The sequence below is a fragment of the Streptomyces sp. NPDC047515 genome, assembly GCF_040643055.1.
In the GTDB taxonomy this organism is placed as follows: Bacteria; Actinomycetota; Actinomycetes; order Streptomycetales; family Streptomycetaceae; genus Streptomyces.
Map to the genome: position 1 here is coordinate 87,459 of NZ_JBEYTM010000015.1, position 25,604 is coordinate 113,062.

General features: G+C 70.2%; 23 protein-coding genes. 11 read left to right on the forward strand and 12 right to left on the reverse strand.

All coding sequences use genetic code 11. The annotated features are described in order from the left end of the window. Positions 1–105 precede the first annotated feature (105 nt). Together ABZ826_RS15525 and ABZ826_RS15530 are read right to left on the reverse strand one after the other, a co-directional pair. Positions 106–1,416: an MFS transporter gene (locus ABZ826_RS15525; RefSeq protein ID WP_361447352.1), complete on the reverse strand. Its 1,311-nt coding sequence runs from the start codon at positions 1,414–1,416 to the stop codon at positions 106–108. Further along, the gene (locus tag ABZ826_RS15530; protein ID WP_361447354.1) at positions 1,413–2,096 is read right to left on the reverse strand and encodes a GntR family transcriptional regulator; all 684 of its coding nucleotides are present in this window, start codon (positions 2,094–2,096) and stop codon (positions 1,413–1,415) included. The genes ABZ826_RS15525 and ABZ826_RS15530 overlap by 4 nt, the downstream gene beginning before the upstream one ends. A 329-nt stretch (positions 2,097–2,425) precedes the next feature. Here ABZ826_RS15530 and ABZ826_RS15535 point away from each other — a divergent pair, with 329 nt between their 5' ends. Both ABZ826_RS15535 and ABZ826_RS15540 read left to right on the forward strand, forming a co-directional pair. Beyond that, positions 2,426–3,325 carry a serine hydrolase gene (locus ABZ826_RS15535; protein ID WP_361447356.1) on the forward strand — a complete coding sequence of 300 codons (900 nt, stop codon included), beginning with the start codon at positions 2,426–2,428 and terminating at the stop codon, positions 3,323–3,325. Positions 3,326–3,401: 76 nt separating this feature from the next. Further along, positions 3,402–3,590 (forward strand): hypothetical protein, encoded by a 189-nt coding sequence (locus tag ABZ826_RS15540; RefSeq protein ID WP_361447358.1) that lies wholly within the window; start codon positions 3,402–3,404, stop codon positions 3,588–3,590. 101 nt (positions 3,591–3,691) lie between these two features. Here the strand turns inward: ABZ826_RS15540 and ABZ826_RS15545 are convergent, their stop codons facing one another. The 6 genes from ABZ826_RS15545 to pdhA form a co-directional block, all read right to left on the reverse strand. Then, positions 3,692–4,081: a VOC family protein gene (locus tag ABZ826_RS15545; RefSeq protein WP_361447360.1), complete on the reverse strand. Its 390-nt coding sequence runs from the start codon at positions 4,079–4,081 to the stop codon at positions 3,692–3,694. A 239-nt stretch (positions 4,082–4,320) separates the two neighbouring features. Then, positions 4,321–4,818: a DUF2004 domain-containing protein gene (locus tag ABZ826_RS15550; protein WP_361447482.1), complete on the reverse strand. Its 498-nt coding sequence runs from the start codon at positions 4,816–4,818 to the stop codon at positions 4,321–4,323. Positions 4,819–4,823: 5 nt separating this feature from the next. Beyond that, positions 4,824–5,024, reverse strand: a complete 201-nt coding sequence (locus ABZ826_RS15555) for a hypothetical protein (protein ID WP_361447362.1) — start codon at positions 5,022–5,024, stop codon at positions 4,824–4,826. Positions 5,025–5,152: 128 nt separating this feature from the next. Further along, positions 5,153–6,568 carry a dihydrolipoamide acetyltransferase family protein gene (locus ABZ826_RS15560; RefSeq protein WP_361447364.1) on the reverse strand — a complete coding sequence of 472 codons (1,416 nt, stop codon included), beginning with the start codon at positions 6,566–6,568 and terminating at the stop codon, positions 5,153–5,155. Between the two features lie 10 nt (positions 6,569–6,578). Further along, positions 6,579–7,559, reverse strand: a complete 981-nt coding sequence (locus ABZ826_RS15565; protein WP_361447366.1) for an alpha-ketoacid dehydrogenase subunit beta — start codon at positions 7,557–7,559, stop codon at positions 6,579–6,581. Between the two features lie 2 nt (positions 7,560–7,561). Continuing rightward, positions 7,562–8,767: a pyruvate dehydrogenase (acetyl-transferring) E1 component subunit alpha gene (gene pdhA / locus ABZ826_RS15570; protein ID WP_361447368.1), complete on the reverse strand. Its 1,206-nt coding sequence runs from the start codon at positions 8,765–8,767 to the stop codon at positions 7,562–7,564. Positions 8,768–9,107: 340 nt separating this feature from the next. Between pdhA and ABZ826_RS15575 the strand changes: the two genes are divergently transcribed. The 3 genes from ABZ826_RS15575 to ABZ826_RS15585 all read left to right on the forward strand — a co-directional run bounded on the left by ABZ826_RS15575 (position 9,108) and on the right by ABZ826_RS15585 (position 11,621). Then, positions 9,108–9,767, forward strand: coding sequence for a response regulator transcription factor (locus ABZ826_RS15575; protein ID WP_361447484.1), 660 nt, complete (start codon positions 9,108–9,110; stop codon positions 9,765–9,767). Between the two features lie 306 nt (positions 9,768–10,073). After that, positions 10,074–10,502 (forward strand): pyridoxamine 5'-phosphate oxidase family protein, encoded by a 429-nt coding sequence (locus tag ABZ826_RS15580; RefSeq protein ID WP_361447370.1) that lies wholly within the window; start codon positions 10,074–10,076, stop codon positions 10,500–10,502. Positions 10,503–10,628: 126 nt separating this feature from the next. Further along, the gene (locus ABZ826_RS15585) at positions 10,629–11,621 is read left to right on the forward strand and encodes a phosphotransferase (RefSeq protein WP_361447486.1); all 993 of its coding nucleotides are present in this window, start codon (positions 10,629–10,631) and stop codon (positions 11,619–11,621) included. A 73-nt stretch (positions 11,622–11,694) separates the two neighbouring features. Here ABZ826_RS15585 and ABZ826_RS15590 read toward each other — a convergent pair whose 3' ends face one another. After that, a complete protein-coding gene (locus ABZ826_RS15590; RefSeq protein ID WP_361447372.1) occupies positions 11,695–13,323 on the reverse strand; it encodes a protein kinase in 1,629 nt (542 codons plus the stop codon). A 294-nt stretch (positions 13,324–13,617) separates the two neighbouring features. On the opposite strand from ABZ826_RS15590, the gene ABZ826_RS15595 reads away from it, so the two are divergent. The 6 genes from ABZ826_RS15595 (at position 13,618) to ABZ826_RS15620 (ending at position 21,281) form a co-directional block, all read left to right on the forward strand. Beyond that, positions 13,618–15,261 carry a protein kinase gene (locus ABZ826_RS15595; RefSeq protein WP_361447374.1) on the forward strand — a complete coding sequence of 548 codons (1,644 nt, stop codon included), beginning with the start codon at positions 13,618–13,620 and terminating at the stop codon, positions 15,259–15,261. A 733-nt stretch (positions 15,262–15,994) separates the two neighbouring features. Next, positions 15,995–16,147, forward strand: coding sequence for a hypothetical protein (locus ABZ826_RS15600; protein ID WP_361447376.1), 153 nt, complete (start codon positions 15,995–15,997; stop codon positions 16,145–16,147). An 85-nt stretch (positions 16,148–16,232) separates the two neighbouring features. Beyond that, positions 16,233–16,862 carry a PadR family transcriptional regulator gene (locus ABZ826_RS15605; RefSeq protein ID WP_361447378.1) on the forward strand — a complete coding sequence of 210 codons (630 nt, stop codon included), beginning with the start codon at positions 16,233–16,235 and terminating at the stop codon, positions 16,860–16,862. Between the two features lie 137 nt (positions 16,863–16,999). Beyond that, entirely contained in the window at positions 17,000–17,773 is a 774-nt protein-coding gene (locus ABZ826_RS15610; protein WP_361447380.1) for an ABC transporter ATP-binding protein, read from the forward strand. After that, the gene (locus tag ABZ826_RS15615; RefSeq protein ID WP_361447382.1) at positions 17,770–20,613 is read left to right on the forward strand and encodes an FtsX-like permease family protein; all 2,844 of its coding nucleotides are present in this window, start codon (positions 17,770–17,772) and stop codon (positions 20,611–20,613) included. The genes ABZ826_RS15610 and ABZ826_RS15615 overlap by 4 nt, the downstream gene beginning before the upstream one ends. Before the next feature lie 119 nt (positions 20,614–20,732). Further along, positions 20,733–21,281, forward strand: coding sequence for a bacterial proteasome activator family protein (locus ABZ826_RS15620; RefSeq protein ID WP_323183884.1), 549 nt, complete (start codon positions 20,733–20,735; stop codon positions 21,279–21,281). A gap of 213 nt (positions 21,282–21,494) precedes the next feature. On the opposite strand, the gene ABZ826_RS15625 is transcribed toward ABZ826_RS15620, so the two are convergent. The 3 genes from ABZ826_RS15625 to ABZ826_RS15635 form a co-directional block, all read right to left on the reverse strand. Continuing rightward, positions 21,495–22,481 carry an NAD(P)H-quinone oxidoreductase gene (locus tag ABZ826_RS15625; protein ID WP_361447384.1) on the reverse strand — a complete coding sequence of 329 codons (987 nt, stop codon included), beginning with the start codon at positions 22,479–22,481 and terminating at the stop codon, positions 21,495–21,497. A 275-nt stretch (positions 22,482–22,756) separates the two neighbouring features. Next, on the reverse strand, positions 22,757–23,893 hold the full coding sequence (locus tag ABZ826_RS15630; protein WP_361447386.1) for a potassium channel family protein: 1,137 nt from the start codon (positions 23,891–23,893) through the stop codon (positions 22,757–22,759). Then, positions 23,851–25,596: a molybdopterin-binding protein gene (locus ABZ826_RS15635; protein ID WP_361447488.1), complete on the reverse strand. Its 1,746-nt coding sequence runs from the start codon at positions 25,594–25,596 to the stop codon at positions 23,851–23,853. The genes ABZ826_RS15630 and ABZ826_RS15635 overlap by 43 nt, the downstream gene beginning before the upstream one ends. Positions 25,597–25,604: the final 8 nt, after the last annotated feature.

Genomic DNA, 25,604 nt, shown 5'->3' on the forward strand with positions numbered 1-25,604 from the left:
CGCCCCGGCACCGTGCCACCGTGGGTCGGCGGCGCCCGTCGTGCGAGGACGGGCGCGCCGCCGATCCGGCGCGACATACGCGGCCGGTCCGGTACGCCAGGCGCGTCACGCGGGTACGTGCACGGCTTCCACGCGGCTGATCACATGGTGGTCCCGCTCACGGTGCGTGGCCCGGGAGTGCAGCCGCAGGATCTGTACGACGCCGAGCGCCTCCAGCACGAAGACCGAGGCGAACGCGATCCGGTAGTTGTCGTCGGTCGCGTCCAGCAGCACACCGACGGCGAACAGCGTGGTCATCGAGGCGATGAAGCCGCCCATGTTGACGATGCCCGACGCGGTGCCCTGGCGCTCCGGCGGGTTGGCGGGCCGTGCGAAGTCGAAGCCGATCATCGAGGCGGGACCGCACGCGCCGAGCACCACGCACAGGACGATCAGCAGCCACATCGGCGCGTGGTCGCCCGGGTAGAAGATGGTCGACGCCCAGAGCAGCGCCGTCCCCGTGACCGTCCCGAGGGCCAACGGCGCGCGGGCCGCGTGGTGGCGGGCGATGATCTGCCCGTAGACCAGCCCGAACGCCATGTTGGAGAGCACCACCAGGGTGAGCAGCTCACCTGCGGTGGCCCGGCTCAGCCCCTGCGCCTCCACCAGGAACGGCAGGCCCCACAGCAGCAGGAACACCATGGCCGGGAACTGCGTGGTGAAGTGCACCCACATACCGAGCCGGGTGCCGGGCTCCCGCCAGGAGGCGGCGATCTGCTTGCGCACATAGGCGGCGCCCGCGTGCTCGACGGGCGGCGGCTCGTGGCCCTCGGGGTGGTCCTTCAGGAACAGCAGAAGGAGGACGAGAACGAGAACCCCGGCGGCGGAGCTGCCGACGAACGTGGTGGTCCAGCCGAATCCGTGCAGGGCCCGCGCGATGAAGAGCGTCGAGACGAGGTTGCCGGCCATCCCGAAGAGCGCGGCGACCTGACCGATCAGCGGGCCGCGCCGGGCCGGGAACCAGCGGGCGCCGAGCCTCAGCACGCTGATGAACGTCATCGCGTCACCGCAGCCGAGCAGCGCCCTGGACGCCAGCGCCATGCCGTACGAGGGGGAGAGCGCGAAACCGAGCTGCCCCAGGGTGAACAGGACGGCCCCGAGGGTGAGGACCTTCTTGGTGCCGAGCCGGTCGACCATCAGGCCGACGGGTATCTGCATGCCCGCGTAGACGAGCAACTGAAGGATGGAGAACGTGGAGAGCGCGGAGGCGTTGACGTGGAACCGGTCGGCGGCGTCGAGCCCGGCAACGCCCAGGCTGGTACGGAAGATGATCGCGACGAAGTAGACGGCGACACCGATGCCCCACACCCACGCGGCACGCCGGCCGCCGGGTGGATCACCGGGCAGGGAGAGAGTCGGAGCGGAGGCAGAACTCACCGCTCCTCACCCCTGACCAGCACCTTGACCCGGCTGACATGACGCCGCACAACCTGCGCGGCACCGTCGGCGTCACCGGACCTGATGGCCTCCAGCAGCTCAGCGTGCTCGGTGATGTTCGCGGCGATCCTTCCCGGATGCGCCTCCATCACGGCGACACCCATCCGCAGCTGCCGGTCGCGCAGCTGGTCGTAGAGGCGGGAGAGAATGTCGTTGCCCGCGTTGCGCACGATCTCGGCATGGAAGCAGCGGTCCTTCACGGACACGGCGGCCAGATCCCCGGCCTCCGCCAACTGCCGCTGCTCCTCAAGAAGCTCTTCGAGCCGTGCGATCAACTGCGCGGAGGCGGGCACGGCCTTGCGGGCCGCGAACTCCTCGACCAGCAGCCGGGTCTCCACCACGTCCGCGATCTCCTGCGCGGAGACGGCGAGCACAAGAGCGCCCTTCTTCGGATACAGCTTGATCAGCCCCTCGACCTCCAGCCGCAGCAGCGCCTCGCGCACGGGCGTGCGGGAGACGCCGACGGCCTCCGCGAGATCACCTTCGGTGAGGAGTGTGCCGCCCTCGTAGCGGCGGTCCAGGACCGCTCCCTTGATGTGGGCATAGACGCGCTCGGCGGCGGGGGGCTGCTTGGCGGCGGACTTGACGGGGGGCTTCACGGCTGGGGGTGCGGCAGGCATGTACACAGCATAGATACAACATGCGTACATGGTGGCACCCGTCCGGGATCCGGACAGACCCCTGCCGGTTTTCCGGACAGATCAGATCCCGGCCATAGAAATGATCCATATCGGACTGTCGGGAAGATCCACGCCCCCCCAGGGAGACCCTTGCCGGACTCCAGGGAGGCCCGCGCCGGACTTCCGGGAGAGGGGCCCCCTCGAACCGAACCCTCCATTGCTCCGAAATTGCCCCAGGAATCAGCACATCCTTCTACCCACCTCATGAGTCTCATCACCGAGCGGCACCCTCATGTGGCCGCATTCCAGGGGCATTTGGAGCGTTCAAGTTGAAAATCGGCATTAAGGGCATAAACCGCGTTTCCGCCACTGCCACCGTGGCTCTCACCGCGGGTGCCGTCATCGCGGGCAGCGTGTTCGCCTCCACGGCGCAGGCTGCCACGCCGCCCACCCCCACGATCACCGCCAAGGGCGGTTTCGTGATGAACAACGGCACCGCGAAGACCCTGTTCAGCAAGGCCGCGGACACCCGTCGCTCCACCGGTTCCACCACCAAGATCATGACCGCCAAGGTCGTCCTGGAGCAGAAGAATCTGAACCTGGATTCCAAGGTCACGATCCAGAAGGCGTACAGCGACTACATCGTCTCCAAGGGCGCCTCTTCGGCCCACCTGATCGTGGGCGACAAGGTCACGGTCCGCCAGCTGCTGTACGGCCTGATGCTGCCGTCCGGCTGTGACGCCGCGTACGCGCTGGCCGACAAGTACGGCTCCGGCACCACCCGCGCGGCCCGTGTGAAGTCGTTCGTCGGCAAGATGAACGCCTCCGCGAAGTCCCTCGGCCTGAAGAACACCCACTTCGACTCGTTCGACGGCATAGGGAACGGCTCGAACTACTCGACGCCGCGCGACCTGACGAAGATCGCCAGCAGCGCGATGAAGAACTCCACGTTCCGCACGGTCGTGAAGACCAAGTCGACCAAGCAGAAGGTCACCACGAAGTCCGGTGGCTACCGCTACATGTCGTGGTCCAACACCAACACCATGCTCAGCAGCTACAGCGGGGCGATCGGTGTGAAGACCGGTTCCGGCCCGACGGCCAAGTACTGCCTGGTCTTCGCCGCGACCCGAAACGGCAAGACGGTCATCGGCACGGTGCTCTCCTCCACGAGCGCGACCACCCGCACTGCGGACATGAAGAAGATCATGGACTACTCCTTCAAGAAGTAGCCCCCTCGATCACGGCAACGCACCCAGAGGGGTCCCGCACCACGCGGGGCCCCTCTCGCGTTCCCCCACTCGCGAAGTGGGCTGTCGACAGGCCGTACTGGTACGGACCGGGGAAGCCGGCTCGGAGTACTACCGCTGGAAGTACCCCGTGTTCGGCACCTACTCGGGCGGAGTCCTGGTGGAAGCGTTCCGTGCGGCCGCGTCGGAACGAGCGGGCGCGCGGTGGCCCCGCCACACGCCGCCCTCGCTCATGAGCACGGACTGACACCGCTCCGCCGCCTCATCGGCTGTCTTCGTACGGGCCGGGAAGTGCCACGGCCCCAGCACACCAAAAGACAGCGCCGGTCCCGGGATCCCAAAGGCCGCTCAGTCCAGGCAGAACTCGTTGCCCTCGATGTCCTGCATCGCGATGCACGACTCGTTGTCGTCGTCGGCATACAGCACGTACTCGCACACCGCCCCGAGCGCGACCAGCCGATCGCGTTCGGCCTCAAGCACGGCCAGACGCTCCGCACCCACGAGCCCGGTACCGGCCCGCACATCGAGATGCACCCTGTTCTTGGCGACCTTGCCCTCGGGGACCTGCTGGAAGTACATGCGCGGGCCCTCACCTGTGGGATCGGAGCACACAGCCCATGAACCCTGTCCCTCGGAAGGCAGCGTTACGACGTACCCCAACACCTCGCACCAGAAACGAGCGACACGCTCGGGTTCTGCGCAATCGAAGGTGACCTGGAACTTCTTGACCGATGCCATCCGGCCAGCCTAACAGCGGGTCTGCTCCGGCCAATTCCCGTCGAGGGACGCCACGTTGAAGGCCCCCCGGTGCGGTCCCTCCCGCATGTCGATGATCTGCGCGTCCCCGTTGCCGTGCGCCCACGGAATCCACTGCGGGTCCCACCAGGGCTCCTTGCCGTCGTCCGTGTCCGCCCGGCCCTCCGGCGCCGACTCGCGGCAGCGGCGCCCGGTCTGCCGATCGGACGCCGTCCCTGTCGTCAGCTCTCCCGATCGACGGAGACCACCGTCCCGTCCCGGGTCAACTTGACGGCGAGTATTTGATCACTGAGATCAGGATCAAAGATGTAGTCCAAGATGACAGGGGGTCCATCGGACAGGTCGCTCAGCCATAGGCCGACGCTGCTCAGGCACATGGCGGCGGCGAAGGCATCGGCTCCGACCGCTTCGTCGGCCGCGTCCCGTACAAGACGAACGACCGTCTCGCTGTCTTCAAGCTCCTCGACGTGATGGTCGATGAAGTAGCGGTCCTCGTGCAGACACGTTCGCAGCGCCGTGCGAGCCGCTGTGTCGAGAGCCGACAGGCCGGTGAGGCATGCGGCAAACGCATCCAGCTCTTCGGCGTCCAGCTCGCTGGACGGTCCGGCCCACAGCTGGACCTCCACCTCATCGCCTCCAAGCCGTGAGGTGCTTTCCCAGACGACATCCGGGCCGTCCAGCGCACTTGTTTCCACGCGCCCGAAGTAGGCGTGGTCCATTACCTTCACGAGAGACCACCATCGTGGAACGCGTACGCCTGGTGCATGACCAGCACCGGCAGCCCGCCCGCGTCCCGGATCACGCCGCCGTCGTGCGCCAGGGCCGCCTGCGCGTACCGCTTGGCGTCGCGGCCGACCGCGTCCACGCCGAACGAGCCGCCGACCCGCCACAGCCCGTGGCCCACACCGCGCGTCGAGCCGCGCACCGTCGGCAAGACCGTGTACGCCGAACTCGCCCTGCGGCAGCGGCCGGACGCGCCGATAGGCCCGCGCGAACTCCGCGCGGACCCACCTCGTACACGTACCGCCGAAGGCGCACGTACCGCTGAAACCCCTACGCCCAGGTGATCAGACGCTTCGGCTGTTCCAGGATCGCGGCGACATCCGCCAGGACCTTGGAGCCGAGCTCACCGTCGACCAGGCGATGGTCGAACGACAGGGCGAGCGTGGTGACCTGACGTGGCTTCACCTTGCCCTTGTGGACCCACGGTTGGAGCTTGATCGCACCGACCGCGAGGATCGCCGACTCGCCAGGGTTCAGGATCGGCGTACCCGTGTCGACGCCGAAGACACCGACGTTGGTGATGGTCACCGTGCCGCCCGCCATGGCCGCGGGGGACGTCCTGCCCTCACGTGCCGTGGAGACCAGCTCGCCCAGCGCCGCGGCGAGTTCCGGCAGGGTCTTGTCGTGCGCGTCCTTGATGTTCGGCACGATCAGGCCGCGCGGGGTGGCGGCGGCGATGCCCAGGTTGACGTAGTGCTTGCGCACGATCTCCTGGTTCGCCTCGTCCCAGGTGGAGTTGACGTCCGGATTGCGCCTGATCGCGACCAGGAGCGCCTTGGCGATGATCAGGAGCGGGTTGACCCGGACCCCTGCCATGTCCTTGTCTTCCTTGAGCTCCGCCACCAGCTTCATCGTGCGCGTCACATCGACGGTCACGAACTCCGTGACGTGCGGCGCGGTGAAGGCGCTGTCGACCATCGCCTGGGCGATGGCCTTCCGTACGCCCTTGACCGGGACACGGGTCTCCCGCGCGCCCGCGACCACGGGGGCCGGCGCCTCGGGGGCCGGGAACGGCGTGGCTTCCACCTCGACCGGGGCCTGGGCCGGTACGGGCGTGGCCGCCGCGTGCACGTCCGCGCGGGTGATGATGCCGCCCTCACCGGTCGGCACGACCGTCGCCAGGTCGATGCCCAGATCCTTGGCCAGCTTGCGCACCGGCGGCTTCGCCAGCGGCCGGCTTCCCTGAACGGCCACGGATCCGTGGCCGTTCATCTCTCCCTGGATGGCCGCCGCCGCGGCGGGCACCGCCACCGCGGCGCCCTTGCGGGCGCGCCGCTTCGTGGAGGTCTCGGCGACGCCGTATCCCACCAGGACGGGCTGACGGCCCTTGGGAGCCTCCGGTTCCGGCTCCGGCTCCGGCTTCGCGACCGGCGCGGGAACAGCGGCCGGCGCCGGGGCGGCGTCACCGCTGCCCGGCGCCACGTCCACCGCGATGATCACCTGGCCGACGTCGACGGTCGTGCCCTCGGGGAACCGCAGCTCGTGCACCACCCCGTCGAACGGAATCGGCAGCTCCACGGCCGCCTTGGCCGTCTCGACCTCGCACACGACCTGCCCGTCGGTGACGGTGTCGCCGGGCTGGACGTACCACTTGAGGATCTCGGCCTCGGTCAGTCCCTCGCCCACGTCGGGCATCTTGAACTCACGGAAGCGAGCAGCGTTGGAAGTGTCGGTCATCGTTGTCACGCCCCAGTCCTCAGTACGCCAGCGAGCGGTCGACGGCGTCGAGCACACGGTCGAGACCCGGCAGGTACTCGTCCTCCAGCCGCGCCGGCGGGTACGGGGCGTGGTAGCCGCCCACCCTCAGCACCGGTGCTTCCAGGTGGTAGAAGCAGCGCTCGGTGATCCGGGCGGCGATCTCGGCCCCGGAGCCGTAGAACACCGGCGCCTCGTGGACCACCACGAGCCGGCCGGTCTTCTCGACCGAGGTCTGGATGGTGTCGAAGTCGATCGGGGACATGGACCGCAGGTCCAGCACCTCGATCGACTTGCCCTCCTCCTGGGCGGCCGCGGCCGCTTCCAGGCAGACCTTCACCATCGGGCCGTAGGCGACGAGCGTGAGGTCGGAGCCGGTACGCGCCACCGTGGCCCGGTGCAGCGGGCCGGGAATGGAGTCGGTCTCGACCTCTCCCTTGTCCCAGTAACGGCGCTTCGGCTCGAAGAAGATGACCGGGTCGTCGCTCTGGACGGCCTGCTGCATCATCCAGTAGGCGTCGCTCGCGTTCGAGGGCGAGACCACCTTCAGGCCCGCGACGTGCGCGAACAGGGCTTCGGGGGACTCGCTGTGGTGCTCGACGGCGCCGATGCCGCCGCCGTACGGAATCCGCACGACGACCGGCAGCTTGATCTTGCCGAGCGCCCGCGCGTGCATCTTGGCGAGCTGCGTGACGATCTGGTCGTACGCGGGGAAGACGAAGCCGTCGAACTGGATCTCCACGACGGGTCGGTAGCCGCGCAGCGCCAGGCCGATCGCCGTGCCGACGATGCCGGACTCGGCGAGCGGGGTGTCGATCACCCGGTCCTCGCCGAAGTCCTTCTGGAGTCCGTCGGTGATCCGGAAGACCCCGCCGAGCTTGCCGACGTCCTCGCCCATGATGAGGACCTTGGGGTCGGTGTCGAGGGCCTTGCGCAGCGACTCGTTGAGCGCCTTCGCGATGGACATCTTTTCCATGGCCATGGCTACTTGCCTTCCTCGGCGGAGTCCGCGAACGATGCCTGGTACGCGGCGAACTGGGCGCGCTCCTCGTCGACGAGCGGGTTCCCGTCGGCGTAGGCGTGGTCGAAGATCGCCATCCGGTCCGGATCGGGCATCGCCCGCACCGCCTCGCGCACCCGCTTGCCGAGGGCTTCGCTCTCCTCCTCCAGCGCGGTGAAGAACGCCTCGTCGGCGGCGCCCTCCTTCTCCAGGTACGTACGCAGCCGCAGGATCGGGTCCTTGGCCTCCCAGGCGAGCCGCTCCTCGTCCGCCCGGTACTTCGTGGGGTCGTCGGAGGTGGTGTGCGCGCCCATGCGGTAGGTGAAGGCCTCGACGAGCGTGGGCCCCTCCCCCCGGCGGGCCCGCTCCAGCGCCGACCTGGTCACGGCCAGGCAGGCGAGCACATCGTTGCCGTCGACCCGGACACCGGGGAAGCCGAAGCCCTGCGCGCGCTGGTAGAGCGGCACGCGGGTCTGCTTCTCGGTCGGCTCGGAGATCGCCCACTGGTTGTTCTGGCAGAAGAAGACGACCGGGGCGTTGTAGACCGCGGCGAAGGTGAAGGACTCGGCGACGTCTCCCTGGCTGGAGGCACCGTCACCGAAGTACGCGATCACGGCCGAGTCCGCGCCGTCCTTGGCGACGCCCATGGCGTAGCCGGTGGCGTGCAGGGTCTGCGAGCCGATGACGATCGTGTACAGGTGGAAGTTGTTGCTGTTGGGGTCCCATCCGCCGTGGTTCACACCGCGGAACATTCCGAGCAGATTCGTCGGGTCGACCCCGCGGCACCAGGCGACGCCGTGCTCGCGGTACGTCGGGAAGACGTAGTCGTCGTCACGCAGGGCCCGGCCGGAGCCGATCTGCGCGGCCTCCTGGCCGAGCAGCGAGGCCCACAGACCCAGCTCGCCCTGGCGCTGCAGGGCGGTGGCCTCGGCGTCGAAGCGACGGGTCAGGACCATGTCCCGGTACAGGCCGCGCAGCTCTTCGGCGGTCAGGTCGATCCGGTAGTCCGGATGCTCCACGCGCTCGCCCTCGGGTGTCAGCAGCTGTACGAGTTCGGGCTCGGAACTCTGTGGCTTCTTCGCGGACGTCCTGGCGGGCGTCTTCGCGGACGTCTTTGCGGGCGTTTTCACGGCGCTGGTCCGCTTACTGCTGCGTCGCGGTTTGCTCGCGGCAGTGCTCTCCACGGTCACGTGCGTGCTCCTCCGTCGGTCCGGCCCCCGGGGTCTGCCGGGAAGCCAGTGCGGCTCGCCTGTGTCCGTACCCGTGCACGGGGTGGGTGCCGCTCGGTCCGGAAACAGGCGTGACAGGTGCCCCGGCGAGCGCCCTGCCAAAAGCACGTTACCCAGTACGCCGCTTAACTGCGAAACCCTATCTGACCTGCGATTTTGCTTGGATTTCCAAGTAAATCGAAAAAGTCGGGAACTCTCGCTGGTCACAGCACTGGGAACAGCCTCGCAGGCCGCCGGAACAACGGCACGTTATCCCGCCGTTCGGCGGCAGGGAAGAGGCGAGTGTGTGAGACTGCGTTTTGTGCGCGAACAAGGAAAAATCACTGTTTTTCTGCTGGACGACCACGAAGTCGTCCGGCGCGGGGTCCATGAATTGCTCTCGGTCGAGCCCGACATCGAAGTCGTCGGCGAGGCCGGCACGGCGGCCGACGCGCTGGTCCGCATTCCCGCGACCCGGCCCGATGTGGCGGTGCTCGACGTACGGCTGCCGGACGGGAGCGGGGTGGAGGTCTGCCGGGAGATCCGTTCCCAGGACGAGACCATCAAATGCCTGATGCTGACCTCCTACGCCGATGACGAGGCGCTCTTCGACGCGATCATGGCCGGCGCCTCGGGATATGTGCTGAAGGCGATCCGCGGCAACGAACTGCTGAACGCGGTACGGGACGTGGCAGCCGGGAAGTCCCTGCTGGACCCGGTTGCGACCGCCCGTGTACTGGAGCGGCTGCGCGACGGCAAGAAGGGCCGCGGCGACGACAAGCTCGCGAGCCTCACCGATCAGGAGCGCAAGATCCTCGATCTGATCGGCGAGGGGCTGACGAACCGGGTGATCGGCGAGCGGCTGCATCTCGCCGAGAAGACGATCAAGAATTACGTCTCCAGCCTGCTCTCCAAGCTCGGCATGGAACGGCGCTCACAGGCCGCCGCGTACGTGGCCAGGCTGCAGGCGGAGAAGGGCTGAGCGGCGCGCGCGACAGGTGGGCGCAGAGGATCAGCGCCAGGTCGGCGACGGCGGCTGAGCAGCGCGCGCGACGGGCGGACCGGGGCGGGCCGAACGCCGCGTGACCGGACTGGTCACCGCGCACCCCGGCCGGCCGGGGGAGGGCAACTCGCCTGCCGGAGGAGGCCGGACGTCGCGAATCGGACGGGCCCGTACGTGGACAGGGCGGTCGCGCTCCTCGGTGGGTGATCTTCGGGACTTTGGTCCCGTACCACCTGGGGCCGCGGCCTCTTTTTACGACCTCTCCGGTGACGGAGAGTGGACGGCATGCCCTCTGAGCAACTCCACGCGCTCGAACTGCTCGGCCGCGTCCCGTACGGCCGGCTGGCGACGAGCATGCGGGCCCTCCCGATACTGGCGGTGGCCCGGCACATCGTGGTCGACGGCCGTGTCGTCCTGCGGATGCACGGCGGCCTCGGCTACCACGACGCCTGCGACGGCACGGTCGTGGCATACGGGGCGGACAACTTCGACGCCGCGCCCTCGGCGGACGACGGCGAGCTGTGGTCCGTGCAGTTCACCGGCCCCGCCGGGATCGTGCACCCGACCGCCGAACAGCGGGACCGCTTCGGCGCCACCCCCGCCCGGATCAACGGGGAGCCCTTCACCCCCGCGTTCCTCGGGGTCGACCCGCACTTCGTCTCCGTGCACACTCTGGGCTTCCACGCAAGTCAGCCGATCCGCAACGCAGCGTGATCTAACATCTGGTGAGTGCCGCGCTCATCTGTAACCCTTCCGTCTGCTCCACCGGCCGGCGAGGTGCTGTGCTCACCCGTGCCCCGCTCCTCCGCGCCCCGGCCGCCCGTACCTCCGGTGGACGAGGTGCTGCGCCGCTATCCGGACGCCGGTACGCCCCTCACCTGCAAGCCCGTGACCCAGGGGTTGCTCAATCACGGCTACCGCGTCTCCACCACCCGCGGCTCGTACTTCCTCAAGCACCACCTCGACGACTCCACCGGCGACCGCGCCACGATCGTCCGCCAGCACCGCGCAACTCAGCGGCTGCAGTCACTCGGCGTGCCCGTCGCCCCGCCCCTGGAGGACACCGAGGGCGGCACGGTCACGGAGATCGGTGGCCGGTGCTACGCCCTGCACCCCTGGGTGGACGGACTGCACCGGGCCGGCGCCCAGCTCACCACCGCCCAGTCGCAGCGGCTCGGAGCGCTGCTCGGGGCCGTGCACACCGGGCTCGAACAGGTCATGGAGACGGGATCGGGGCTTGCCGGGCGGTCCGGCGGACACCGGAGCCCCGACCCCGTCGACACCTTCGCGCTGATCGAGGACCTGCTGGCGGCCGCACGCGGGCGCCGCCCCCGGGACTCCTTCGACGAGCTGGCCGAACACCGCCTCCTGGAACGGCGCACCCTGCTGGAGCAGCACGCCGACCGCAGGCCTCCCACCCCCGACGTCCCGGCCACCGGCTGGGTGCACGGCGACTTCCACCCGCTGAACGTCCTCTACCGGGGCACGGACCCGGTCGCGATCCTCGACTGGGACCGGCTCGGCGTCCAGCCGCGCGCGGAGGAGGCGGTACGGGCCGCGGCGATCTTCTTCGTCCAACCGGCCGGGAAGCTGGAGCTGGAGAAGGTACGGGCGTACGCGGGGGCCTACCGGCGGGCGGCCGGGGCTGGGGCGGCGGAGCTCGCCGCAGCGGTGCACCGGGTGTGGTGGGAGCGGCTCAACGACTTCTGGATACTGCGCTGGCGGTACTGCCTGGACGACCGAAGGGCCGACCCGCAGTTCCCTGCGGTGTCGGCCCTGGCGGTCTGGTGGACGCGCGAGTACCAGGCGGTGTGCGAGGCGTTCACGGGCTGAGCCCGCCCCGTGCGGGGCACGGCACGGGGTCCGGAACACGGGCCACCGTGCGGGGCACGGAGCCGTGCCCGGGTTACGAGGTGGCGCCCGAGACGGTGCCCGCAGCCGCGGACGTGCCGGTGGTGGTCCCGGCGGCCTCGCCACCGGTGCCGCCGTCGGCCGTGCCCGTGCCGCCGTTGGTGGTCCCGGTGCCGCCGTCGGCCGTACCGGTACCGCCGTCGGCCGTGCCCGTGCCGCCGTCTGCCGTGCCGGTACCTCCGTCTGCCGTGCCGGTACCCCCGTCGGACGTGCCGCCCGTGGCCGGGGTGGACGGTTCGGTCGACGGCGGCTCGGCCGGCTGGCTCGGGGTGTACGACGGGGAGTAGGAGTGCCGCGGCGGCGTGTTCTGCTGGTTGCCGGTGGAGTTCTCCGGCTGCCGGCTCTGCTCGGTCTCCCGGTCGCTCGGCGAGGGCGAGCTCTCCGGCGACGACGACGAGCTGGACGTCTCCGCGGGTTTCTTCTCGTGCTGGCCGCCGTCGTTGCCCGCCGCGTTGACGGCGATGGCGACGCCGGCCCCGATCGCGATCAGCGCGAGCACGATGAAGAGCCACAGCTTGCCCCGGCCGCCACCGCCCTGCGGTCCGCCCTCGTAGCCACCGTCGTCCGGGTTCATCGGCGGCAGGATCGGCCCCTGCGAGGTGTCCCCGTGCTGCGGGTGCCCCATCGCCATCGTGCCCCCGGTGACACCCATGGGCGGGGTGTGACCGCCTTCGTGCACCGCGACCGGGCCGGTGTTCCACGTACCGGTGTGGCCGCCCTGCACCTGAAGCATCTGCAGGCCGTACTGGACGAGACCGCGCATCTCCTCGGCGCTCTGGAACCGGTCGTCCGGGTCCTTCGCGAGCGAACGCATGACCAGCCCGTCCAGCTCCGGCGGAACCGCCTCCAGCACCTCGGACGGCGGAACCGGGATGTCCTGCACGTGCTGGTACACGACGGAGAGCGGCGTCTCACCCGTGAACGGGGGCCGCAGCGCCAGAAGTTCATACAGCAGACAGCCGGTGGCGTAGAGGTCGGAGCGGTGGTCGACGGCCTTGCCCAGCGCCTGCTCGGGGGAGAGGTACTGCGGCGTGCCCATGACCATGCCGGTCTGCGTCATCGTCGACTGCGCGCCGTGCAGCGCACGGGCGATGCCGAAGTCCATCACCTTGACCGCACCCGAGTTCGTGATGATCACGTTGGCGGGCTTGATGTCACGGTGCACGATGCCGTGCTGGTGCGAGTACGCGAGGGCTTCCAGCACGCCCGAGACGATGATCAGCGCCTGCTCGGGAGGCGGGGCCTCGGCATTGAGCAGCAGATCGCGGATGGTGTGGCCCTCGACGAGCTCCATCACGATGTAGGGGACGGTCTGGCCGCCCACGACGTCCTCGCCGGAGTCGTACACGGCGACGATCGCGTGGTGGTTGAGGCCCGCGACCGACTGTGCCTCGCGCGTGAACCGAGCCTTGGAGACCGGGTCCTCGGCGAGGTCGGAACGCAGGAGCTTGACCGCGACCGTACGTCCCAGCCTGACGTCCTCTGCCGCGAAGACCTCTGCCATGCCGCCCCGGCCGAGCCGGTGGGTCATCCGGTAGCGTCCGTCACCGACGACGCCGCCGACGCCCCAGGAGTCGGTGCCATCCGAAACTCCGCCGCCGTTTGCTTCGGAATCGGGTGCCATCAGTCCTCGCCGTCGTATCTGTCCGCGCGTCCGCGGGTTCTCACGGTGTCTAGCTGCATTGCCACGTCACGCTACAGCCTCCGCCGGACACACCGTTTCCGAGAGGGACGGGTCATCCAACCGGCCGGCGTGCCGCGCGCGCAAATTCCATGGGCTTCCTGTAACGCTTCCGGGACGCTTCTTGTGCGTAGGGTCACGGAACGGGCACCTGGCTTGACGTGTCGTACCCCTCGGGCAGACTTGGCGCGTAATAGGGATCACCGCGTCAGTCGCGCGCCGAGGGGGAAGCAAGTCATGAGCCAGGACGGCGCACACGGCGCTCAGGGGCGCTATGCGGGCGGTTCGGTCGCCCGCGGCCGGTACCAGCTGCGCGACCTGCTCGGCGAAGGCGGGATGGCATCCGTACATCTGGCGTACGACTCCGCACTGGACCGCCAGGTCGCGATCAAGACACTGCACACGGAGCTGGGACGCGAGCAGTCCTTCCGCGAACGGTTCCGGCGCGAGGCGCAGGCCGTCGCCAAGCTCCAGCACACCAACATCGTCTCGGTCTTCGACACCGGTGAGGACGAGCTCGGCGGCGCGCTGATGCCGTACATCGTCATGGAGTACGTGGAGGGGCAGCCGCTCGGCTCGGTGCTCCAGGCGGACATCCAGAGCTACGGCGCGATGCCGGCCGACAAGGCACTCAAGGTGACGGCTGACGTGCTGGCCGCGCTGGACACCAGCCACGAAATGGGGCTGGTCCACCGCGACATCAAGCCCGGCAACGTGATGGTGACCAAGCGCGGTGTCGTGAAGGTCATGGACTTCGGCATCGCCCGCGCCATGCAGTCGGGCGTCACGTCGATGACGCAGACCGGCATGGTCGTCGGCACCCCGCAGTACCTCTCCCCCGAGCAGGCCCTGGGCCGCGGGGTGGACGCGCGCTCCGACCTGTACTCGGTCGGCATCATGCTGTTCCAGCTGCTGACCGGGCGCATCCCGTTCGACGCGGACTCGCCGCTCGCCATCGCGTACGCGCATGTCCAGGAGGAGCCGGTCGCGCCCTCCACCATCAACCGGTCGATCACCCCGGCGATGGACGCGCTCGTGGCCCGCGCGCTGAAGAAGAACCCGAACGAGCGCTTCCCCAGCGCCGCGGCGATGCAGGACGAGATCGCGCGCGTGCTGAGCGCGGGCGGACAGACCGGCGCCCCGGTGATCGTCGCAGGTGGCGGCGCACCGGAGAACAGCGGTTCGGGTGTCGGCTCGGCGGTCTTCCCGCCGGTCGACCAGTCCACCCCGGTGCCGCAGAACGTCCAGACGCCGTACCAGCCGGGCCCGTACCAGTCGGGCGCCCAGCCGGGGCCGTACGGGGCGCCGACCCCGGCCCCGTCGTACGGATATCCGCAGTCGGCTCCGGCGTACCAGGGCCAGGCCCCGATGTCGCCGATGCAGCAGCAGACCCCGCCGCCGTACACGATCGCGCCCCAGACACAGACGCACGGCGGCTCCGGCGGGGGCGGCTCCAAGCGGAACACGCCGGTGATCGTCGGCTCGATCGTGGTCGCACTGATCGCGATCGGCGGCCTGATCACGGTTCTCTCGCTGAAGGGGGACCCGCCCTCGGGAGGCTCCTCCGCGAACGAGTCGCCGGTCGCGAGCGAGCACAAGGATCCGGAGCGGAACCGGACGATGAAGACCGAGGACTGCACGGACCCCATGGAGGATGCGGAAGACCCGGAGAAGGTGGACGCGCCGAAGTTCCTGTACAAGGACTTCCTCTCCGCGAAGGCCTGCGCGGATGCGGCGGGCTGGACCGTCAAGAAGGTCAAGGTGCCGGGGAACGCGTACGCGGAGGACCAGGTCATCGACCAGTTCCCGACCTTCGGAACGGCCGTCGACAAGACGGGCGCCCACTTCGAGCTGCGCGTCGCGACGGGCGACCCGGCCTGAGCGGGCGCGCACGCGGGTACGCGGAGGCGCGGAGGCGCGGCTTTCCGGGGCCGGTACGAGCCCAGGGAGGGTGTGGCGAGCTCAGAGGACGCGTTATGCCCGAGATGCCGGACATATCGTCACATGTGACGCTGCCCTCATGGCTCCAGGACTTCTCCCTTCACGGTCCACGAGGTGCGTAGTCGGTCTCATATTCTCGGCGGGCGCCGCACTGGGGGCCGCCACGGGCGAGGCGCACGCCCAGCAGCGCGCACCCGGCAGGGCACCGGGAGCGGTCAGCGCCTCGATGACGCCGCCCCCGACCGCGCCGGACGCGCCTTCCGCCCGCCCCACACCCCCCGGTGTCGAACCGTCAGCCGACGCTACGGACACCCCCTCGGCCACCCCTTCGGCCGAACCCTCGGCGATATCCACGGATGACACCTCGGCCGCCCCCGCACCCCCGGCACCGCCCCCGTCCTCTTCTCGGCCCCCCTCCCCGTCCGCCTCCGCCGATCCGTCCGCCTCTACCTCCCCCGGTGCCTCTACCTCCCCCGGCGCCTCGGCCGCCGAAGGCTCGGCGCCCCCCGACGCCCAGCCCCCGCTCGCCGGGCGCGAGGCCGGGGAAGGGAAACCGCGCCCCGGACGACCGCTCGCGCCATGGGACCTCGCACACGCGGACAGTTCCCTCGACGAGCCCGACACGCGCCCAGCGGCGAGCGATCCGGGCCCGGCGCCGGCCGTGACACCGACGGTGAGCACATCCCCCGCGGCCGGCCGGCTCGCACCCCAGGCCCTCGACGGACCCGCCGTACGACAGGCCCGGCACGTGTCACTGGGCGCCGGAATCGCCCTGATAGGGCTGGGGCTCGGCTTCCTGGCGCTCCGCATGCGCCGCTCGAACTGAGACGCCCCACCCCCCTTCACCACCAGCGTCCACACGCTCCGGCAGGAACTTGCGTCCACCAGCATACTCGGTATACATACTCAGTATGTCGATCCGTCACGGGCTGCTGGCCCTGCTGGAGCGGGGGCCCAGATACGGCTCCCAGCTCCGTACCGAATTCGAGTCGCGCACCGGCTCCACCTGGCCGCTCAACGTCGGCCAGGTGTACACGACACTGAGCCGGCTGGAGCGCGACGGCCTGGTCGCCCAGGACGACGAGGACGACCAGGGGCACGCCCTCTACGCCATCACCGACGACGGCCGTACCGAACTGCGGAGCTGGTTCGAGACGCCCGTCGACCGCAGCAGTCCGCCGCGCGACGAGCTGGCCATCAAGCTCGCCATGGCGGTCGGGGCGCCCGGTGTGGACATCCGCGCCGTCATCCAGTCCCAGCGCCGCCACACCGTGAAGGCGATGCAGGACTACACCCGCCTGAAGGCGCAGGCGCTCACCGATGTCCCGGCCAACCGCGACGAGGTCGCCTGGCTGCTCGTGCTCGAACAGCTGATTTTCCAGGCGGAGGCCGAGGCCCGCTGGCTGGACCACTGCGAGTCCCGGCTGGTCCGCCTCGCCGAGGCCGCCGCCACGGAGCCGGAGCCCGAGGCACGCGCGACCGGGCGCACCCCGGCCGTCCGCACTCCGGCCCGTGTCGCCCGCCCGCGCGGCCGGCACTGACCACACACCACCGCGCGCACGCGTCCCGGCTTCCGGCACCACGACGGACCACCGCGTACGCGCCCCGTGCCGGCCACGGACCGCCTCGGCGACCCGACGTCGGCCCCACAAACCGTTCCAAGGGGGGAACCACCACCATGTCCTCACGCGTCCCGTCCCGATCCGCGTCCGGCTCACCGCCGGCCGCGGACACACCGGTGCTCGAACTCCGAGCGCTCACCCGCACCCATGGCATCGGCGCCGCCGAGGTGCACGCCCTGCGCGGCATCGACCTCTCCGTGCACGCCGGTGAACTGGTCGCCGTGATGGGCCCTTCCGGCTCCGGCAAGTCCACCCTGCTGACCATCGCGGGCGGTCTCGACACCGCGACCAGCGGCCAGGTCGTCATCGAGGGCCAGGACATCTCCGGTCTCGGCCGCAAGGGCGTCGCCGCCCTGCGCCGCCGCAGCATCGGCTATGTCTTCCAGGACTACAACCTGATCCCGGCGCTCACCGCCGCCGAGAACATCGCCCTGCCGCGCGAGCTCGACGGCGTCTCCGTACGCGCGGCCCGCAAGGAGGCACGGGCAGCTCTGGAGGAGATGAGACTCCTGGAGATCGCCGACCGGTTCCCGGACGAGATGTCCGGCGGCCAGCAGCAGCGCGTCGCCATCGCCCGCGCGCTGGTGGGGGACCGGCGCCTCGTGCTCGCCGACGAACCGACCGGGGCGCTCGACTCCGAGACCGGCGAGGCCGTGCTCGCGCTGCTGCGCAGGCGCTGCGACCAGGGCGCGGCCGGCGTGATGGTGACGCACGAGCCGCGGTACGCGGCCTGGGCGGACCGGGTCGTGTTCCTCCGGGACGGATCGCTCGTCGACCAGACGCTCACCGCCGACGCCGACTCGTTGCTGACCGCCGAGGGCGCCAAGTGAGCGTCTTCACGGGCTGGCGCGCCTCCCTCCGCATAGCCAGGCGCGACGCGATGCGCGCCAAGGGCCGCAGCGCGCTGGTGGTCGCGATGATCGCGGTACCGGTACTCGGCGTCACGGCCCTCGATGTGACGTACCGCAGCGAGAATCCGTCTGTCGCCGAGACGCTGACCAGCGAAATGGGCTCCGCCGACGCGCTGTTCAGCGACGAGATGATGGGGCCCATCGAGCAACTCCCCGACGGGGCGGTGAGCCACATCTACATGGGCGTGGACGACGCACCGCCCGTGGAGAACGCCGACCCGCTCGACATCAGGACGACCTTCCCCAAGGGTTCACGGGCGATCAGCATCCAGTCCGTCCCGGCGAGTGTCACCACCCGGTACGGCGTCACGAACACCGACATCGTCGAGTTCCGGACGTCGGACGCGATGGCGCGCGGCAAGATCGACCTCGTGCGCGGCGCCTACCCGCACGGCAAGGGCGAGATGGCCGCCACCGAGCCGTTCCTGGAGGCGACCGGGCTGCACGTCGGCTCGACCACCACCGTGCGCAACTCCGGCCGGACGTACACCATCACCGGCGCGGTCGAGTCGCCCAGCGATCTGAAGACCGAGGCGCTCTACGCCGACCCCGGTGCGGTCATCGCGCCGTGGCAGGACAGGGCCGACCACGACAAGAAGGTGCTTCCGCCGAACGCCGGGTCCACGGACTGGCTGGTCAAAGGCCCCGCAGGGGTGGGTGTGACCTGGCCGCACGTCATGGAGGCCAACAAGTCGGGCGTGCTCGTCACATCCCGGCAGGTCGCCCTCGACCCGCCGCCGGACTCCGAGGTCCCGCTGATGGCCAGGAACCCACATATCGCCGACGGGGGCTCCGGAGAGCTCAGCACGGCACTCGTCACCGTGATCGCCATGGCGGTCCTGGAGATCGTGCTGCTCGCCGGACCGGCCTTCGCCGTCGGTGCACGCCGTTCCCGCCGTCAGCTCGGCCTCCTCGGCACCTGCGGCGGAGACAGACGCCATGTCAGGGCCGTGGTGCTCGGTGGCGGTCTGGTGCTCGGTGGCATCGGAGCGGTGACGGGTGTCGTGGTCGGCCTCGGGCTCACCGCTGCTTTCCAGCCCGTGATCGAGAACTGGGCCGGACACCGGTTCGGCTCTCTGACGATTGCGCCGCTGGAGTTGCTGGTCATCGCCGCGATCGGCCTGATCACCGGCCTGCTGGCGGCGTTCGCCCCGGCGATCGTGGCGAGCCGGCAGTCCGTACTGGAGTCGCTGACCGGCCGCCGGGGCGTCCGCCGCTCCTCACGGGTGCTGCCCGTCCTGGGCGCCTGCGTGCTGGCGCTCGGTGCCGCGGTTGCCCTCTACGGCGGCACCAGCGGGAATTCGACACTGGTCGCCGGGGGCTCGATGGTCGCCGAACTCGGGCTGCTCGGCTGCATCCCTGTGATCGTCGGTCTCCTCGGGCGGCTCGGCCGGAGGCTGCCTCTCACGCCCCGGATGGCGCTGCGTGACGCGGCCCGCAACCGCGGCCGTACCGCTCCCGCCGTCGCCGCGGTGATGGCGGCCGTGGCGGGTTCGGTGGGCATCGCCACGTACATGGCCAGCCGTGCGGCCGAGGCCGAGTACAACTACGTTCCCTCGCTCACCAAGGGGACCATCGTCGTCTCGGCCTCCGAGGAGGCAGCAGAGCACCTTCCGCTGGCACGGACGGCGGTGGAGCGGAACATGGCCGTCACCAGCGGACACGCGGACTTCCGGCGGGTCTGGGCAGGCAGCGACTGCAACACCTACGAGGAGAACCACTGCGGCTCGCTGGAACTGGTCAAGCCCACCGGCAAGGCCCACAGCTGCCCACTCACCCGCAAGGGAGCCAGGGAACTCGCCGCGCGGCTCTCCGCCGACGAGCACAAGAAGCTGATGCGGTCCCCCGCCTGCCTCACCGACCTGATGGCGTCGGGTCTCTTCGGCACCTATGAGAGCAACATCGTCGTCGCGGACGCGGCCCTGCTCGACACGTATGTGAAGCTCGACGACCCCGCGGCCGCCAAGGCGCTGGCAGCGGGCACTCCGGTGCTGCTCAACCCGGTGTACGCGGAGAACGGCGAGGTCATCGTCAAGGCGGTCCACCAGTACAGCGAGAAGGACAAGAAGTACGGGAAGCAGCACCTGGGCAAGGCACGGACCACCGTCGACAAGCTGAAGGTGTACGTGGCTCCCGCGAAGTACGCGTCCACCCCAGGAATCCGCATGATCCTTCCGGAGCGGACCGCGGAGCGGCTCGGCCTGCACACCAGGGCGGCCGGAAGCGTGTATGCCGTCGCCCATGCCCCGACGAACGCCGAGGACCAGCGGGTTTCCGGTGCCATCGCGCAGGCCGGCAGCGGAATCTGGGTGCAGTCCGAAAGCGGCCCCGTCCAGCAGGACGACACCGTACTGCTGATCCTGTCCCTGTTCGCCGGCGTGGTGACGCTGGGCGCGGCCGCGATCACGACGGGCCTCGCCAAGGCGGACGCGGAGGCCGATCTCAACACCCTCAGCGCGGTGGGCGCGCCTCCGGGCGTGCGGCGGAGGCTGTCCGGCTTCCAGTGCCTGGTGGTGGCGCTCACAGGTGTGGTGCTCGGCACATTGGCCGGCCTGGTGCCCGCGGTGGCGCTGCGCCTCGTCGACCTGCGGGAAGCCCTGAAGGCGATGCGGCTCGACCCCACGCAGTCGGCGTACACGCCGATCGTGCTGCCCTGGGCGACCATCGGTCTGCTCGTCGTGTGCATTCCGCTGCTGGCCGGGGTACTCGCGGCGGCGTTCACACGGTCGCGCCTGGTGGTGGCGCGGCGGGCCGGATGAGCGCACGGGCGGTGCGGCGAACGGCCTGACCGGCTGATTCGGTGCCCCTGTGAACGGTGGATCAACCGTTTGCGGGGGCACCACCGTGTTGTACAGCAGGTGTGCGAGACAATGACGCCATGGAGATGCCGAGGAATGAACGGTCGCAGGAGCACCCCCAAGTCCTCGTGGTGGGGCAGGACGGCATGGCGATCGGCGGCGGTGGCACTGACGACGAATCGCGCGAGGTCCCGGTGACGGAGATGGTCGAACAGCCCGCGAAGGTCATGCGCATCGGCAGCATGATCAAGCAGCTCCTGGAGGAGGTCAGGGCGGCTCCTCTCGACGAGGCGAGCCGGGTCAGGCTCAAGGAGATCCACGCGAGTTCCGTGAAGGAGCTGGAGGACGGCCTCGCGCCGGAGCTGGTGGAGGAGCTGGAGCGGCTCTCCCTGCCGTTCACCGAGGAGTCGGTGCCCTCCGAGGCGGAGCTCCGGATCGCGCAGGCCCAGTTGGTGGGCTGGTTGGAGGGCCTCTTCCACGGCATCCAGACGGCGTTGTTCGCCCAGCAGATGGCGGCGCGGGCACAGCTGGAGCAGATGCGGCGCGCCCTTCCGCCGGGGAGCGGCCACGAGGACGAGGACGGCAGCGGGGACCAGCACGGTGCCATCCGGTCCGGCCCGTATCTCTAGTGCCCCTCCCGGCACTAGTCCGTACGACCCGATTGGCCCGCACACCCCGATCACCTAGCAGCATCAAGGCCCGGCGCACATGGTCGACGACCTGTGCGCCGGGCCTTGTGCCGCACGCTGCGCGAAGCACCGGCGGGGGGTGGCGCGAGTGGGTGGCTCCGGGAGACGGTGTGGGGTAGGTGGCGCGGCGGTGTGGCGCCGGAGGGTGGTGCGTCAGCCCGCAGCGGTCCGCAGAAGCACCTTTCCGATGTGCGCGCTGGACTCCAGCACCCGGTGGGCCTCGGCGGCGTCGGCCATCGGCAGCGTGCGGTCCACGATCGGCCGGACCACGCCGTCGGCGATCAGCGGCCAGACGTGTTCGCGTACGGCGGCGACGATGGCGGCCTTCTCGACGAGCGGGCGACCGCGCAGCGAGGTCGCGGTGATGGCGGCCCGCTTGTTCAGCAGGGCGCTCAGATTCAGCTCGCCCTTGACGCCGCCCTGGAGGCCGATGACGGCCAGTCGGCCGTTGACGGCGAGTGCCTTCACGTTCCGGTCCAGGTACTTCGCGCCCACGATGTCGAGGATGACATCCGCACCGGCCCCGTCCGTCGCCTTGCGCAGTTCCTCGACGAAGTCCTGCTCCCGGTAGTCGATCAGGATGTCGGCGCCCAGCTCCGCGCAGCGCGCCAGCTTCTCCGGGCCACCGGCGGTCACCGCGACCTGTGCACCCACGGCCCTGGCGAGCTGGATCGCCATGGTGCCGATGCCGCTGGACCCACCGTGCACCAACAGCGTCTCGCCGGGGCGAAGGTGGGCCACCATGAACACGTTCGACCAGACGGTGGCCGTCACCTCGGGCAGCGCGGCGGCCGAGGTCAGGTCGACACCGGCGGGTACGGGCAGCAGCTGTCCGGCGGGTACGGCGACCTTCTCCGCGTATCCGCCGCCGGCGAGCAGCGCACACACCTCGTCGCCGACCGACCAGCCGGTGACACCGGGCCCGATCGCCGAGACGCGGCCCGCACACTCCAGACCCGGGTACGGGGACGCGCCGGGCGGCGGGTTGTAGAAGCCCTGTCGCTGCAGCACATCGGCGCGGTTGACCGCGCTGGACACGACATCGACAAGGACCTCGCCCTCGCCGGCTACCGGATCGGGCACCTCTGCCCATACGAGCGCCTCGGGGCCACCGGGTTCGGGGATCGTGATCGCATACATGGCGGCGAGGCTACTCCGTGACGCGGGCCGGACGACGGTGTGACGGCGGTGGGCCGGGAGGCCGCGGCACTGGGAGGCCGGGAGACCGGGGCGGCGTGAGGCCGGGAGACCGGGGCGGCGTGAGGCCGGGAGACCGGGGCGGCGTGAGGCCGGGGCGGCGGGGGAGGCCGGGGCGGCGTGAGGCCGGGGCGGCGGGGGAGGCCGGGGCGGCGTGAGCCCACTCCGTGGAGCGAAGGGCCGCGTCGGCGGATGCGTACCACGCCGGAGCAACGCCGCTACGGGCGCGGGCCCCCCGTAACCGGGTTGCTCAGCGGTGGCTCGTTCGAGGCGCGCACGATGGTGATCAGACGATCCGTCAACTGCAGCGGGCTGGCCGCCGGGTCGTCGTAGCCGATCAGCCGATGTCCCCGCAACACGCTGACCACGAGATCACCGGTCTCCCGGACGCTCTTGCCCACCTCGGCCTTTATCACCGGCCGTTCGACGAGATCGAGACCGCTGCCCTGCTGGATCAGGTCCTCCATCACCGTGCCCGCGCTGGGGCTGAGAACGGAGAGACCGAGCAGTCGGCCCGCCGCGCTGGCACTGGTGATCACGGCGTCGGCGCCGGACTGCCGCAGCAACGGAGCGTTCTCCTCCTCGCGCACCGCGGCGACGATCTTCGCGCCGCGGTTGAGTTGCCGCGCCGTCAGCGCCACCAGCACCGCGGTGTCATCGCGCTGAGTGGCGATGATGATCTGCCGTGCCTTCTGGAGTTCGGCCCGCAACAGCACCTCACTGCGGGTCGCATCGCCGACCACTCCCACGAACCCCTCGGCGTTGGCGATCTCGATCACCTTGGTCGCCGGGTCGACGATGACGATCTGTTCCTTCTTCAGGCCGGTGGCGCGCAGGGTCTGGATGGCCGAACGTCCCTTCGTGCCGAAGCCGACGACAACGGTGTGGTCACGCAAGTTGGTTCTCCAACGCTTCAGCCGAAAGTCCTCGCGGGTCCGTTCCGTAAGGACCTCAAGAGTGGTGCCGACGAGGATGATCAGGAAGAGCACCCGCAGCGGTGTAACGAGCACCACATTGGTGAGCCTGGCAACGTCCCCGTACGGGGTGATGTCGCCGTAGCCGGTGGTGGAGAGGGTGACGGTCGCGTAGTACACCGCGTCCAGCAGGTCGACATTGTCATCTGCGGCGTCGTGATATCCGCCGCGGTCGAGCCAGACGATCAGCACAGTGACGGCAAGCACCATCAATGCCATCAACAGTCGCTTGGCCACCTGACGCGCCGGTCCCTGCACGACCCTGCGCGGGAGCTGCACCCGCGTGGGCGCGACATACTCGTCGGCACGCCTGGCCATCGCATCGTGACCGGGAAGTTTCACGTGAAACACCCTTCCGTCCACGGCGTCGCCGAGGCCCACGGTAGGTCGAGGATCTCCACCTCGGTGCCGGACCGTACCCCGCCAGGCGGTACGACGGCCAGCCCGTCCGCCGCGGCAACCCCCCGGAGCATCGCCGGACCGTTGTAATGCAGCGGTACGACATGCTCGGCGCCGCTGTCGGTTCCCGTGCTGCCGAAGCCGCCGGCACGGGCACCCGCCCTGCCCGCTCGGTGGACGACGGGCACCAGACGGGTGTCGTGCGGGTGCCCGTGCACTTCGTCGCGCACGACGACCTGGTACGACGTCTCCGGTGCCCGGCCGGTCAGCCCACGGAGCAGCGGTTCGGCGAGCGTGAGGAGCCCGGATACGGCGGCCAGGGGGTTGCCGGGCAGCCCGACGAGATACGGGCCGGTGTCGGAGTCCTTCGTCTTGAGTCGGGCCAGCAGCATCGGATGGCCGGGGCGGACGGCGACTCCATCGACCAGCAACTCGGCCCCGGTCTCGGCGAGGACCGGGCGGACGTGGTCGACAGGTCCCGATGCCGTACCGCCGGTGGTGATGATCAGATCGGCGCCGGACGTGGTGAGAGCCCGTCGGAGGGCGTTCACGTCGTCACCGAGGCGCTGCGGCGCGGAGACCTCGGCGCCCAGCGCGCGCAGCCAGGGGCCGATCATCGGGCCGAGCGCGTCACGGATCAGCCCGTCGTGCGGGAGGCCACTGGTCAGCAGTTCGTCACCGAGGACGAGGACGTCGACGCGAGGACGGGAGACAGCGAGCAACTCGTCGTACCCGGCAGCGGCGGCCAGACCGAGGACAGCGGGCGTCACCAGGGTTCCGGTGGGCAGGAGTTGATCTCCGGAACGGCATTCCTGGCCACGCGGCCTGATGTCCTGCCCGGGGAGCACCTGGTGTTTGGCGTGGAGCAGCCCTTTGGCCTCGTCCACGTGAGCATGTTCGCTGCGGATCACGGCGTTGGCGTCCGCCGGGATGCGCGCGCCTGTGGCAATCCGTACGGCATCCCCGTCAGGGAGCGCGGCGGGGGCCCCATGTCCGGCGAGGATGCCGAGACTCTGGCCGGGGCGCTGGTCGGGGCGTGGGCCGGCACTCGTGTCCCGGGTTCCCTGCCTGTCCCCGGCGCCCTCTCCGCCCCCGGCTCCTTCCTTGCCCCTGGGCTCATCGAACTCGCGGATGGTCCACGGCCCCGGCCCGGTGACGACCCAGCCGTCCATGGCGGACGTGTCGAAGGACGGCAGATCGGTGAGTGCCACGAGCGGCTCGGCGAGTACGTGTCCGACTGCCTGGTCGAGGGGGATCCGCCGGGCGCGGACGGGGACGTCGCGGCCCGACCGTGCGGCCAGTGTGCGGGCCGTCTGCCAGGGCGTCGCCCGCCTGTGCCGTTCACGTGCGCGGGGCCGGTCGGCGCTCTGGTTCAGGGGCGGGGCCGCGGCTGCGCTCGCACCCTCCTCCGCGGGCCGGGGCGGGTTCGTGGAATGCGGCCGCCCCGGCGTGCGGGATTGATCCGGGGAACGCGGCTGCTCCGACGACCTGGGGTCCGCGCAGTGCGGCTCGTCCGCAGGCTGAGGCAGGCCTGCGAGGTGGGGCTGCTTCACGGAGTGAGGTCGCCCCGTGGGGCAGGACTCGCCCGGCGGCCGGCGTCCGACCAGAGCGAGCGCCTGTTCGACGGCCCGTTCCTCCTCGGCGGCCCGCAGTTCCTCCGGGGTCGGTCCCCCATCCGCCGACAGGGAACGGT

Bases quoted from the DNA above. Each gene is read 5' to 3' on its own strand.
- ABZ826_RS15590 (WP_361447372.1), bottom strand. From the start codon at position 13,323: ATGGCACCCGATTCCGAAGCAAACGGCGGCGGAGTTTCGGATGGCACC.
- ABZ826_RS15550 (WP_361447482.1), bottom strand. From the start codon at position 4,818: ATGGACCACGCCTACTTCGGGCGCGTGGAAACAAGTGCGCTGGACGGC.
- ABZ826_RS15530 (WP_361447354.1), bottom strand. From the start codon at position 2,096: ATGCCTGCCGCACCCCCAGCCGTGAAGCCCCCCGTCAAGTCCGCCGCC.
- ABZ826_RS15580 (WP_361447370.1), top strand. From the start codon at position 10,074: ATGCCCTCTGAGCAACTCCACGCGCTCGAACTGCTCGGCCGCGTCCCG.
- ABZ826_RS15605 (WP_361447378.1), top strand. From the start codon at position 16,233: ATGTCGATCCGTCACGGGCTGCTGGCCCTGCTGGAGCGGGGGCCCAGA.
- ABZ826_RS15620 (WP_323183884.1), top strand. From the start codon at position 20,733: ATGGAGATGCCGAGGAATGAACGGTCGCAGGAGCACCCCCAAGTCCTC.
- ABZ826_RS15595 (WP_361447374.1), top strand. From the start codon at position 13,618: ATGAGCCAGGACGGCGCACACGGCGCTCAGGGGCGCTATGCGGGCGGT.
- ABZ826_RS15625 (WP_361447384.1), bottom strand. From the start codon at position 22,481: ATGTATGCGATCACGATCCCCGAACCCGGTGGCCCCGAGGCGCTCGTA.
- ABZ826_RS15565 (WP_361447366.1), bottom strand. From the start codon at position 7,559: ATGGCCATGGAAAAGATGTCCATCGCGAAGGCGCTCAACGAGTCGCTG.
- ABZ826_RS15545 (WP_361447360.1), bottom strand. From the start codon at position 4,081: ATGGCATCGGTCAAGAAGTTCCAGGTCACCTTCGATTGCGCAGAACCC.
- ABZ826_RS15610 (WP_361447380.1), top strand. From the start codon at position 17,000: ATGTCCTCACGCGTCCCGTCCCGATCCGCGTCCGGCTCACCGCCGGCC.